At 73.7% G+C, this 12,190-nt stretch carries 9 protein-coding genes; 6 read left to right on the top strand and 3 right to left on the bottom strand.

All coding sequences use genetic code 11. The features are described 5' to 3' along the window. Positions 1–92 precede the first annotated feature (92 nt). The 5 genes from mtrA (at position 93) to hpf (ending at position 5,967) form a co-directional block, all read left to right on the top strand. On the top strand, positions 93–782 hold the full coding sequence (gene mtrA / locus EV374_RS09265; RefSeq protein ID WP_089001893.1) for an MtrAB system response regulator MtrA: 690 nt from the start codon (positions 93–95) through the stop codon (positions 780–782). 12 nt (positions 783–794) lie between these two features. After that, positions 795–2,582 carry an MtrAB system histidine kinase MtrB gene (gene mtrB / locus EV374_RS09270; RefSeq protein WP_207913966.1) on the top strand — a complete coding sequence of 596 codons (1,788 nt, stop codon included), beginning with the start codon at positions 795–797 and terminating at the stop codon, positions 2,580–2,582. Then, the gene (locus EV374_RS09275) at positions 2,579–4,375 is read left to right on the top strand and encodes an LpqB family beta-propeller domain-containing protein (protein WP_165947730.1); all 1,797 of its coding nucleotides are present in this window, start codon (positions 2,579–2,581) and stop codon (positions 4,373–4,375) included. Before mtrB ends, EV374_RS09275 begins: the two co-directional genes overlap by 4 nt. Before the next feature lie 5 nt (positions 4,376–4,380). Continuing rightward, a complete protein-coding gene (locus EV374_RS09280) occupies positions 4,381–5,085 on the top strand; it encodes a type I phosphoribosyltransferase (protein WP_132233586.1) in 705 nt (234 codons plus the stop codon). Positions 5,086–5,334: 249 nt separating this feature from the next. Further along, positions 5,335–5,967, top strand: coding sequence for a ribosome hibernation-promoting factor, HPF/YfiA family (hpf, locus tag EV374_RS09285; RefSeq protein ID WP_132233588.1), 633 nt, complete (start codon positions 5,335–5,337; stop codon positions 5,965–5,967). Positions 5,968–6,025: 58 nt separating this feature from the next. On the opposite strand, the gene EV374_RS09290 is transcribed toward hpf, so the two are convergent. Together EV374_RS09290 and EV374_RS09295 are read right to left on the bottom strand one after the other, a co-directional pair. Beyond that, on the bottom strand, positions 6,026–7,135 hold the full coding sequence (locus EV374_RS09290) for a GNAT family N-acetyltransferase (protein ID WP_132233590.1): 1,110 nt from the start codon (positions 7,133–7,135) through the stop codon (positions 6,026–6,028). Then, positions 7,132–8,295, bottom strand: a complete 1,164-nt coding sequence (locus EV374_RS09295) for a GNAT family N-acetyltransferase (RefSeq protein ID WP_486485651.1) — start codon at positions 8,293–8,295, stop codon at positions 7,132–7,134. The genes EV374_RS09290 and EV374_RS09295 overlap by 4 nt, the downstream gene beginning before the upstream one ends. Before the next feature lie 160 nt (positions 8,296–8,455). On the opposite strand from EV374_RS09295, the gene secA reads away from it, so the two are divergent. Further along, the gene (secA, locus tag EV374_RS09300; RefSeq protein WP_132233594.1) at positions 8,456–11,377 is read left to right on the top strand and encodes a preprotein translocase subunit SecA; all 2,922 of its coding nucleotides are present in this window, start codon (positions 8,456–8,458) and stop codon (positions 11,375–11,377) included. A 202-nt stretch (positions 11,378–11,579) separates the two neighbouring features. Here the strand turns inward: secA and EV374_RS09305 are convergent, their stop codons facing one another. Continuing rightward, entirely contained in the window at positions 11,580–12,176 is a 597-nt protein-coding gene (locus EV374_RS09305) for an Rv3235 family protein (RefSeq protein ID WP_132233596.1), read from the bottom strand. Between the last annotated feature and the right edge of the window lie 14 nt (positions 12,177–12,190).

Genomic DNA, 12,190 nt, shown 5'->3' on the forward strand with positions numbered 1-12,190 from the left:
GGCACCTGTTGCTGGGCGGCGACGGCCCACGGCAGTACCGTGCCGGGTGACGGGGATCCCACCGAACTGAAGGGGATGGAAACATTAACCCCATGAGAGCCCGGGTACTGGTGGTCGACGACGACCCCGCGCTCGCCGAGATGCTCGGCATCGTCCTGCGCAGCGAGGGATTCCTGCCCTCGTTCGTCGCCGACGGGGAGCGGGCGCTGGCCGCGTTCCGCGAGAACCGCCCCGACATCGTCCTGCTCGACCTCATGCTCCCCGGCATGAGCGGCATCGACGTGGCGCGGTCGATCCGGGCCGAGTCGGGCGTGCCGATCGTCATGCTGACCGCCAAGAGCGACACCGTCGACGTGGTGCTCGGCCTGGAGTCCGGCGCCGACGACTACGTGGTCAAGCCGTTCAAGCCCAAGGAGCTGGTCGCCCGGATGCGGGCGCGGCTGCGCCGGGGCGAGGACGTCGCCCCGGAGATGCTGACCATCGGGCCGCCCGGCAACCAGATCACCATCGACGTGCCGGCGCACACCGTCAGCCGCAACGGCGAGGAGGTGAAGCTGACGCCGCTGGAGTTCGACCTGCTGGTCGCGCTCGCCCGCAAGCCGCGCCAGGTCTTCACCCGCGAGGTGCTGCTGGAGCAGGTCTGGGGCTACCGGCACGCGGCGGACACGCGGCTGGTCAACGTGCACGTGCAGCGGCTGCGGGCCAAGATCGAACCGGATCCGGAGCGGCCGGAAATCATCCTCACCGTGCGGGGCGTGGGCTACAAGGCGGGCACCGGATAGCCTGGTCACACTGTGGCCACCTCCCCGATTCCGGACCCCCCGACGGCAGCTCCGCGCCGGCGTGTCGCCGCGCGGGAGCTGTGGCGTGGCGTGAGCGGCCGGGCCGCGCGCCTGCTCGCCGGGCTGCGCCAGGCCTGGCGGCGGTCGCTCCAGCTTCGGGTGGTGACCATCACACTGGTCGCGTCCAGCCTGCTGGTGGGCGGCTTCGCCTACCTGATCGCCGACAAGATCACCGGCATCCTGGTGGAGAACGTCGAGACCGACGTGCGGCTACGGCTGGGCAGCGGCGCGGACTACGCGGCGAAGCAGTTCGGCCTCTACAACCAGCCGCAGGAGGGGCAGCTCCAGGAGACCATCGACGGCACGGTCAACTACCTGGCCGGCGGTGACCCGCAGCAGACCACCGGCGTCATCGTGGCGCTCACCGCCGACAACCACACCGGGGCCATCCAGCCCCGGTCCTCGCCCGCGGTCAACGTCCGCCCGCTGATCAGCCGGGAGCTGCGCGAGACCGTCGCCGGGGGCAAGGTCGCCAGTCAGATCCGCACCGGGCGCCTCGGCGAGGAGCGCACGAAATACCTGGTCTACGGCTCGCCGGTGCCCACCCGGTTCGGCCAGGTGGAGCTCTACTACCTCGTGCCGCTGGCCCGGCAGGACGCCACGGCCGCCGACGTACGGGGCACCGTGGCCGCCACCGGAGCGGCCCTGGTGCTCCTGCTCGCCCTGCTCGCCGGCCTGGTCACCCGGCTGGTGGTGACCCCGGTACGGGTGGCCGCCCGCACGGCCCAGCGGCTCTCCGCCGGCCTGCTCGACCAGCGGATGGTGGTCAACGGCGAGGACGACCTCGCCCTGCTGGCGGCGTCGTTCAACCAGATGGCGACCAACCTGCAACGGCAGATCCTGCGGCTGGAGGAGATGTCCCGGCTGCAACGCCGCTTCACCTCCGACGTCTCGCACGAGCTGCGCACGCCGCTGACCACGGTCCGGATGGCCGCCGACCTGATCTTCGCCGAGCGGGACGAGTTCGACCCGGCGGTGGCCCGCAGCGCCGAGCTGCTCCAGGCCGAGCTGGACCGCTTCGAGGAGCTGCTCACCGACCTGCTGGAGATCAGCCGCTTCGACGCCGGCTTCGCCATGCTCGACTCGGAGCCGACCGACCTGGTGCCGGTCGTGCACCGGGTGGCCGACCGGCTGGCGGGCCTCGCCGAGCGCGTCGGGGTGGCCATCGAGCTGGACGTCCCCGGCACCCCGGTGATCGCCGAGGTGGACCCCCGGCGGGTGGAGCGGGTGCTGCGCAACCTGGTCGGCAACGCCGTCGAGCACGGCGAGGCCAAGCCGGTGCTGATCACGCTCGGGGTGGACGACACGGCGGTGGCGATCACCGTCCGCGACCACGGGGTGGGGCTCAAGCCGGGCGAGGAGAAGCTGGTGTTCAACCGCTTCTGGCGGGCCGACCCGTCCCGGGCCCGGCAGACCGGCGGCACCGGGCTCGGCCTGTCGATCAGCCTGGAGGACGCCCGGCTGCACGGCGGCTGGCTGGAGGCGTGGGGCGCGCCCGGACAGGGCGCCCAGTTCCGGCTCACCCTGCCGTCGCGCGCCGGCGACCGGCTGACCACCTCGCCGCTGCGGCTGGTCCCGGCCGACGCCACGCTGCCCTTCGGCGGGCCCCGGGCGGGCGGGCTGCTGGCCATCGGCCCCGGCACCGGGGGCGCGCTCACGATCGGCCCCGGCACCGACGGCGCGCTGGCCGTCGGTCCGCGGCGGCCGGGCACCGGGGGGCACGCGGAGGTGGGGTCGTGAGGCGTCGGTGGCTCGCAGGCATGCTCGGCGGCGCGCTGCTGTTGGGCGGCGTGGTCGGCTGCGGCATCCCGGAGAACACCGAGGTCCGGGTGGACGGGCCGGGGCCGGCGGCGGAAGGCGCCTCGACCAGCGGCAGCCGGGGCGAGCCCCCGAGCCGCAGCGCGGCCGGCACCGACGCCGAGCAGTTCGTCCAGAACTTCCTCTCCGCCGCGGCCGGCGAGCCGGACGGGGCGTACCAGCGGGTCCGGCAGTTCATCGTGCCGGCGGACCGCGACCGCCTCCAGACCAAGCAGGGCAGCGAGGTCACGCTGGCCGTCGTCCGGCTCGTCGAGGAGCCGGTACCCGTCTACGCCCCGGACCGCACGGAGGTCACCCTCAACGTGCAGCAGGTGGGGCAACTTCGCACGGACGGCACGCTGGCCCCACCGGAGACGAGCACCACGACCTACACCTTCGAGCTGCGCAGCCAGGCCGGGCAGGACGGCCTGACGGACGGCGGGCTGTACGTGGCGAACCCGCCGACCGCGCTGCTGCTCAGCGTCGAGGCGCTTGAGACGTACTACCAGAGCCGCACGATCTACTTCTGGAACAACGACCGCACCCGCCTGGTCCCCGACCAGCGTTACCTGCCGCTCGCCGTGCCGGACGAGCGGCGGGTCAGCGAGGTGGTCAAGTGGCTGACCGCCGGGCCCTCGGCCTGGCTCGGCACGGCCGTGCGCCGGCTGCCGGACGGCACCCGACTGATCAACAACGCCACCCGGACGGACGGCCGCTGGGAGGTCGACCTGGAGATGCCGGAGGACCGGGTCCGGTTGGAGCAGCTCGGCACGCAGCTCGCCTGGTCGCTGTCGGACCTCGACGGGCCGCTCGACATCAAGATCCGCAACCAGTCCCAGGAGTTCATCCCCGACCTGGAACGGCGCCGGCTGGACCGCCCGGTGCACCAGCTCCCGGAGAGTTTCCAGCGGTTCTGCGTCTACGAGGGAGCCGTCCACCCGCTGGCCTACCCGGGAGAGCCGACCGGCCCGGTGCCCGTGGACGCCAAGGCGAACCGGAACGTCGTCTCCGCCGGGCTCAGCCGCGCCGACAACCAGATCCTGGCGGCGCTGGTGGTCTCCGACGCCAACCGTCAGTGGCTCTCCGTCGGCACCGGCACCGACCCGGTGGCCACCTTCACCCGCAGCGCCAAGGGCTATGCCGCCATGGGCCGGCCGGTATGGCTGCGCTCCACGTACCGGGGGCAGCCGGCAGGGCTCGTGGTCGCCGACGGGAGCCTCTACCGCTTCGACGCCCAGGCGCAGCTCACCGCCGTGCCGCTGGGCGTACCCGGGCCGGTGACCGCCGTGGCGGCCTCGCTGGACGGGCACCGGATCGCCGTCATCGCCGGCGGCACGCTCTACGTCGCCGCCCTCAGCCCCGACGGCGCGGGGGCGACCCCCGGCCCGGCCCGTCGGCTGCACACCCGGCTGACCAGCCTGTCGGCCGTCGACTGGTACGGCGAGAACACCCTCGTCCTCGCGGGCGCGGTCGGCCGCCCCGCGGTCTACGAGGTCAGCGTGGACGGCGCCCGGGAGAGCCGGCTGGAGGACAAGATCGGTGCCCGGGTGACGCACCTCGCCGCGTACCCGGCGAACGCGGTGGGCCGCCTCGGCGCCGCGATGTACGAGGCGAACGGGGTGGCGTACCGCAGCGGCCCGTTCGAGCGGATCCAGCCGCAGCAGGTGCAGGAGGTCGCGCCGCCCTCGGCCGGGGCGCGCGCCGGCAACCCGACCGCCCCCTTCTTCCTCTACTGATCTCCGTGCGGGATCTCGGCGGGCTCTGGGCGGACCTCACCGACCTGGTGCTGCCCGTGGAGTGCGCCGGTTGCCGCGAGCGCCGGTCGGGGCTTCGGCACGGCGTCTGCCCGGAGTGCGTGGCGGCGCTCGGCGCGCTGCGCCCCCGGGCCGTACGACCCACTCCCGCCCCGCCCGACCTGCCGCCCTGCGTCGCCCTCGGCCCGTACGCGGGCCCGCTGCGGGAGGCGCTGCTGGCGTACAAGGACCACGGCCGGCACGGGCTGGCCCGGCCGCTGGGGGCGCTGCTCGCCGAGGTCGTGGCGGCGGCGGTGGACGGGGTCCGCCCGGTGACGCTGGTGCCGGTGCCGGACACCGCGGCGGCGGCCCGCGCCCGGTACGGCGACCACCTCGGCCGGCTGACCCGGCACTGTGCGGACCGGCTGCGCCGGGCGGGCTGGCCGGTGCGGGTGCGGCGGCCGCTGCGGGCCCTGCCCCGCCCCGACTCGGTGACGCTGGACAGCGCCGGCAGGGCGGCGGCGGCCGAGGCGGCCTTCCGGGTCCGCCCGCGGGTCCCGTCCGCGCCCGACGGGGCGGCGGTGGTGGTGCTCGACGACATCCTGACCACCGGGTCCACCCTCGCGGCGGTGGGGCGGGCGCTGACCGCGAGCGGACTGTCACCGACGGTCGCCGCGGTGCTCGCCGCGACCGAGCGACGGCGCACTTTGTGACGGTGCGTGTTTCCGTTTCACCCGTTGGTGTATGAGCTGCGAAAAATTGTTGGCCGTCCCGGCGACCGGGGGTGACTGTCGGGCGAACAGGAGTTAGCGTTTTCGTGTCGGGGGTAGGAGGTGTTTCCATCCGCCCCTGGTGGTGAAAGGAGGCGTAGCCGCACTGACCGGTCGACGCCGAGTGGGGCCCTCCCCCAGGGCGCGCGACCGGATGCCGGAACGAACGACCGTCCGAACTAGGGAGGTCACATGGACATCGTGGTCAAGGGCCGTAACGTCGAAGTGCCGGATCATTACCGGGTGCACGTGGCGGAGAAACTCGCGAAGATCGAACGCTACGACCATAAACTTATTCGTGTCGATGTGGAGCTGTTCCACGAGCGCAATCCGCGCCAGGCCGACCACTGCCAGCGCGTCGAAATCACCTGCGTTTCCCGTGGCCCGGTGATCCGGGCGGAGGCCTGCACGAACGACTTCTACAGCGCGCTCGACGCGGCCATCGCCAAGCTGGACACCCGGTTGCGCCGGGCGGCCGACCGCCGTCGCGTCCACCGGGGCCGGCACGCGCCGCTCTCCGTCGCCGCCGCCACCGCCGGTCTGCCGGTGGCCGGCCTCGACGCGCCGCTGGGCGCGTCCCCCGACGGCGTCGGGACGGCCACCGCCGTCGCCGAACGGGTCGAGGAGGAGGAACACGACCAGCCCTGGCACATCGCGCGGGAGAAGGTGCACCCCGCCGAGCCGATGACCGTCGACGACGCCCTGTTCCAGATGGAACTCGTCGGCCACGACTTCTACCTGTTCCAGGACAAGGAGTCCGGCCGCCCGAGCGTCGTCTACCGGCGGCACGCCTACGACTACGGAATCATCTCCCTCGCCGTCTGACCCCTCCGGCGCCGTGGTGGCGGCCCACCCGCCACCACGGCCGCCGAGGGCGGGCGGGTCAGCGGAGTTCGTCGGGGAGCAGCCCGAAGAGCAGGTCGTCGATGCGGCTGCCGGCCAGTCCCGGCAGCCGCCCGAGCAGCAGGCCCTCCCGGCGGAATCCCACCCGCTCCAGCACCCCGTGCGAGGCGGTGTTGTCGGGCACGGTGCCGGCGACCAGCCGGGCGATCCCGGCCGGGCCGAACGCCCAGCCGGCCAGGAGCCGCACCGCCCTGGTGGCCAGCCCCCGGCCCCGCTGGTCGGGCAGCAGCGCGTAGCCGACCGAGCCCTCGCCGGCCGCCGGGTCGGAGAGGCTGAGCCCGCAACTTCCCGCCGGCTCGCCGGTGACCGCGTCGACGATCAGCAGCCGGGCGATGCTGCCGGTGAGCCATGCGCTCTCGGCCAGCAGGCAACGCCGCTCGACGGCCGCCCGGGTCGGCGGCACCGGCGGAGCCTGGTTCGCCACCACCTCCGGCCGCGTGTGCAGGCGGTACATCACGTCGACGTCGTCCGGGCCGAGCCGGCGTAGGGTCACCACGCCGTCGGTGAGCCGGCCGTCGGGCAGGTCCGGCAGGAGCCGGGAGGTGGGACCGGGCGGGTCGTCGGCGAGGCGTACCCACGCGAGCAGGTCCGTCCGGCCGCCGCCGCGTAGCTGGCCGGCCGACCGGCGTACCCCCTCGTGGGTGAAGCCGGCGGCGAGCGCCACCCGCTGGCTGGCCGGATTCTCGGCGTGGGTCATCAGCTCCAGCCGGTCGAGACCGTGGCGCAGCGCGGAGTCGGCCAGGGCCCGCGTCGCGGCGCTGGCGATCCCGCGCCGCCGCGCCCACGGCGCGACCCAGTAGCCCACCTCCGCCTGCCGGCGCGGCGGCACGACCTGGCCGATGCCCGCGCCGCCGACCAGCCGGTCGGTGGTCCGGTCGGCGATGGCGTACGCGGCCCCACCGGTGGCCCAGGCCGCCGGGGCGCCCTCGGTGATCCACCAGCGGGCGTCGGCCTCGGTGTACGGCTGCGGCATGCCGGGGTTGAACCGCAGGTTGACCGGGTCGCCGCAGCCGGCGGCCAGGTCGGCGACGTCGGCGGGGCGGAACTGCCGCAGCCGCACCCCGTCGGCCTCGATCACCTCGGGCGTCACGTCAGGTCCCCGGCGAGCAGCGCGCCGACCCAGGCGTCCACCCGCTGGCCCCGGTGGGTGAGCCCGCCCCGGGCGGTGCCCTCGACCGCGAAGCCGGCCTTCTCGGCGACCCGGCGGGAGGCGGTGTTACCGACGTTGGCCTTCCACTCGACCCGGGCCAGGCCCAGCGTGGTGAAGCCCCAGGCGCTGAGCGCGGTCAGCGCGGCCGGCATGAAGCCGCGGCCCCGGGCCGCGGGGGCGGTCATGAAGCCGACGTCGGCCAGCAGCGGGTCGGCGGGGGAGAGCCGCAGGTCGATGGTGCCGGCGTACCGGTCGTCGGCGTCGGCGACCACGAAGCAGGCGCTGCTGCCGCCGGCCCAGGCACTCCGGGCGTGGTCCAGGTACCACTCGGCATCCGCCCGCTCGTACGGGTCGGGCACTGTGGTCCACCGGATGCTCTCCGGGTCGCGGCAGGTGTCGACGACCGCGTCCAGGTCGCGCTCCTCCATGGGGCGCAGCCGCAGCTCGGTGGCGCCGGCGGTGGCGAAGACGACGGGCTGGGGCCGGCCGAAGACGGCGGCGCGACGGGCGTCCAGGGTGCCCGGCCCGGCCGGACCGGTATCCCCGGGGGCGGGCACCTCGCCGGGGAGCAGGGAGCCGATCCAGCCCTCCGCGCTGCCGCCCGGGGCGGGGTCGGCGAGCCGCAGCCGGCCCTCGACGCGGAAGCCCGCCCGGAGCGCGACCAGACGGGAGGCGTGGTTGCCCACCTCGGCCTGCCAGATCAACCGGCGCAGCTCCAGCGCGTCGAACGCCCAGCGGGCGACGGCCCGGGCGGCCCGGACGGCCACGCCCGCGCCCCGGGCCCAGGGCGCGGTCCAGTAGCCGATCTCGCCGGAGCGCAGGCCGGCGTCGATCGAGACGAGCCCGCAGGAGGCGAGCAGCTCGCCGGTGGCGGCGTCGCAGACCGCGAACGGCGCCCCGGTGCCCTTCGCCCAGTCGGCCGGGGCCACCTCGGTCACGAACCGGTGCGCGTGTTCGGGCAGGTACGGGCGCGGTACGGTGGTCCAGCGCTGGATGTCCGGGTCCTGGCACGCCCGGTGCACCGCGTCGGCGTCGGTCGCCCGCCAGGGTCGCAGCAACAGGCCGTCCTCGGTGATCTCGACAGGTTCCACCCGAGCCATCGTGCCGGACCGTTCGCGGACGGCGTAACCGGATTTCGGCGGGGCGGCGCGAGTCGGGCGTGTTATGTCGGTTTCGCCGGCTCGGAGGGCCGCCACCAGTGACCATCGCGCCGATGGAGCGCCTACGATGGGTCGAGACTGTCTAGGGGAGCGTTGATCCGTGTCGATTCTGGAAAAGGTCCTCCGCGCGGGCGAGGGCCGTATGGTGCGCCGGCTCAAGGCCATCGCCGCCGCCGTCAACTCGATCGAGGACGACTACGTCAACCTCACCGACGAAGAGTTGCGCGGCATGACCGACCAGTTCAAGGAGCGGCTCGCCGACGGCGAGACCCTCGACGACCTGCTGCCGGAGGCGTTCGCGGTCTGCCGCGAGGCGGCCGCCCGGGTGCTCGGCCAGCGGCCCTACGACGTCCAGGTCATGGGCGGCGCGGCGCTGCACTTCGGCAACATCGCCGAGATGAAGACCGGTGAGGGCAAGACCCTGACCTCGGTCATGCCGGTCTACCTCAACGCGCTCTCCGGCAAGGGCGTGCACGTCATCACGGTCAACGACTACCTGGCCCAGCGGGACGCCGCCTGGATGGGGCAGGTGCACGAGTTCCTCGGCCTCACCGTCGGCGTGGTGCTGCCCAACCGGCCGGCCACCGAGCACCGGGCCGCCTACGAGTGCGACATCACCTACGGCACCAACAACGAGTTCGGCTTCGACTACCTGCGCGACAACATGGCGTGGTCGAAGGAGGAGCTGGTCCAGCGCGGCCACAACTTCGCGGTGGTCGACGAGGTCGACTCGATCCTCATCGACGAAGCCCGCACCCCGCTGATCATCTCCGGCCCGGCCGAGCACTCCGCCCGCTGGTACGGCGAGTTCGCGGGCGTCGTGGCCCGGCTCCAGGCCGGCAAGGACGGCGAGGGCGACTACGAGGTCGACTACTCCAAGCGCACCATCGCCGTCACCGAGCGCGGCGTGGCCAAGGTCGAGGACCGGCTGGGCATCGACAACCTCTACGAGTCGGTCAACACCCCGCTGGTGGGCTACCTCAACAACGCCATCAAGGCCAAGGAGCTCTACAAGCGCGACAAGGACTACATCGTCAGCGACGGCGAGGTCCTGATCGTCGACGAGTTCACCGGGCGCATCCTGCACGGCCGCCGCTACAACGAGGGCATGCACCAGGCGATCGAGGCCAAGGAGGGGGTGGAGATCAAGCAGGAGAACCAGACCCTGGCCACCATCACCCTCCAGAACTACTTCCGCCTCTACGAGAAGCTCTCCGGCATGACCGGCACCGCCCAGACCGAGGCGGGCGAGTTCAACAAGGTCTACAAGGTCGGTGTGGTGACGATCCCGACCCACCGGCCGATGGTCCGCCAGGACCGGCCGGACGTGATCTACAAGACCGAGAAGGCCAAGTTCAACGCCGTGGTGGAGGACATCGCCGAGCGGCACGCGATGGGTCAGCCGGTGCTCGTCGGCACCGTCTCGGTGGAGAATTCCGAGATCATCTCCCAGCTGCTGCGCCGGCGCGGCATCCCGCACTCCGTGCTGAACGCCAAGTTCCACGCCCGTGAGGCCGAGATCGTCGCCCAGGCCGGCCGCAAGGGCGCCGTCACCGTCGCCACCAACATGGCCGGTCGTGGCACCGACATCCTGCTCGGCGGCAACGCCGAGTTCCTCGCCGCCAACGAGCTGCGCCAGCGCGGCCTCGACCCGGTCGAGCAGGAGGAGGAGTACGCCAAGGCGATGGAGGAGGTCCTGCCCCAGTGGAAGCAGGCCTGCGACGCCGAGGCGGAGGAGGTCGCCGCCGCCGGTGGGCTCTACGTGCTGGGCACCGAGCGGCACGAGTCCCGGCGCATCGACAACCAGCTGCGGGGTCGGTCGGGCCGGCAGGGTGACCCGGGCGAGTCCCGCTTCTACCTCTCGCTCCAGGACGAGCTGATGAAGCGCTTCCGCTCCGGCGCCGTCGAGGCGGTCATGGAGCGCTTCAACATCCCGGAGGACGTGCCCATCGAGTCGAAGATGGTCACCAAGCAGATCAAGAGCGCGCAGGCCCAGATCGAGGGCCAGAACGCCGAGATCCGCAAGAACGTCCTCAAGTACGACGAGGTCATGAACAAGCAGCGCCAGGTGATCTACGCCGAGCGGCTGCGGGTGCTCAACGGCGAGGACCTCTCCGACCAGGTCCGCAACATGATCGACGATGTCGTCGGCGCGTACGTGCAGGGGGCCACCGCCGACGGTTACGCCGAGGACTGGGACCTGGAGCAGCTCTGGGCCAGCCTGAAGCAGCTCTACCCGGTGGGCATCACGATCGAGGAGATGGAGGAGGAGGCCGGCGGCTCGCGGGCCGGCATCGACGCGGACTTCCTGCTCTCCCGCCTCAAGGAGGACGCGCACGCCGCGTACGACCGGCGTGAGGAGCAGCTCGGCGAGGAGGGCACCCGCCAGCTGGAGCGGATGGTCCTGCTCCAGGTCATCGACCGCAAGTGGCGCGAGCACCTCTACGAGATGGACTACCTCCAGGAGGGCATCAGCCTGCGGGCGTACGCCCAGCGCGACCCGGTGGTGGAATACCAGCGCGAGGGCTTCGACATGTTCGCCACCATGATGGACGGCATCAAGGAGGAGACGGTCGGCTTCCTCTACAACCTCGAGGTCCAGGTCAACGAGCCGGAGCCCGAGGCCGAGGAGGTCCAGCTGCTCGACAAGCCGGTCGAGATCCGGGCCAAGGGCCTGGGCCGGGCCCCGCAGCAGCAGGGCCTGCAATACTCCGCGCCGACCATCGACGGCGAGGCCGGCGCCGGTGCGGTGGCCGTCGAGCACGCCGAGCAGCAGGCGCCCGCGCTGGGCGTCGGTCGTCCGGCACCGGCCGCCCCGGCCGCGCCGGGCACGACCGCCCCGGCGGCGCCGCAGCGTCCGGCGTCGGGTCTGCGCGGCCCGGGCGTGCCGGCCGGCAACAACCGGCGGGCGGCGTCGGGGCAGGCGGAGGCCGGCAACGGCCCGTCCCGAAACGCGCCGTGCCCGTGCGGGTCCGGCCGGAAGTACAAGCGCTGCCACGGCGCCCCCAACGGCGGCGCGTGACCGGCAGCTGAGCGGGCCCGCGCCCGCCGGAGCAGTCGAGCCGTGGTCCTCGTGGACCACGGCTCGCTTCCGTCTCGGCCACCGTGGGGGGCGGGCCACCCGGGCCGGTGTGCGCACCTCGGCGACCGCCGGGTCGGCGCGCACCAGGTCCGCCCCGGGCTCGTGGGTGAGCACCATGCGCGCGTGGCCGGAGCCCGGTGGCTCAGAGCACCTGGAGGGCCGTGCAGAGCCAGCTGCCCCGGCGGTGCTCCAGGCGCAGCGCCATCGCCCAGGTGCGCCCGCCCGTGCCGGCGAGCACCGCGGCCACCTCGACGGCGGCGGTGCGCGGCTCGCAGACCCGCAGCCGGAGCAGGCGTACGGCCGGGCGGGTCGACCGGCGGCGGAGCGGGCCGGAGCGGGCGGTGGCGCGGGCCAGCTCGGTCAGCAGCCCGGCCGCCCGGGCCGGGTCGAGCAGCGGCCTGAGCTGCCCGGGCGAGCGGTAGCCGTTGAGCACCTCCAGGCAGGTGCGGACGAACCGGTGCGCGGCCCGGATCGCCTCGGGGGTGGCGGTCACCAGCGCGTCCAGTGGCAGCGGGTCGGCGGGCCGACGGCCGGGGCCGGTCGGTACCGGCCGCTGTCGTCGGCCGGTCGGCCGGTCGGCCTCGCGCCGGGACGGCTCGAAGAGGTCGAGGACGAGCTGGGCGTGGCCCGGGGCCGGCCAGTGGGCGGCGTCGTCGTCGGTGAACGGCGGCTCGAACGAGGGGGCAGGGCGTAGCCGAACGGGAGGGCGCGCCGGCCCGGGTCGGCGGTGATCGGTCATCCGGAAACCTCCCA

The sequence above is a fragment of the Micromonospora sp. CNZ303 genome, assembly GCF_004345505.1.

Excerpts from the sequence above, each read along its gene's own strand:
- hpf (WP_132233588.1), top strand. The coding sequence starts at position 5,335 with ATGGACATCGTGGTCAAGGGCCGTAACGTCGAAGTGCCGGATCATTAC.
- mtrA (WP_089001893.1), top strand. The coding sequence starts at position 93 with ATGAGAGCCCGGGTACTGGTGGTCGACGACGACCCCGCGCTCGCCGAG.
- EV374_RS09295 (WP_486485651.1), bottom strand. The coding sequence starts at position 8,295 with ATGGCTCGGGTGGAACCTGTCGAGATCACCGAGGACGGCCTGTTGCTG.
- EV374_RS09305 (WP_132233596.1), bottom strand. The coding sequence starts at position 12,176 with ATGACCGATCACCGCCGACCCGGGCCGGCGCGCCCTCCCGTTCGGCTA.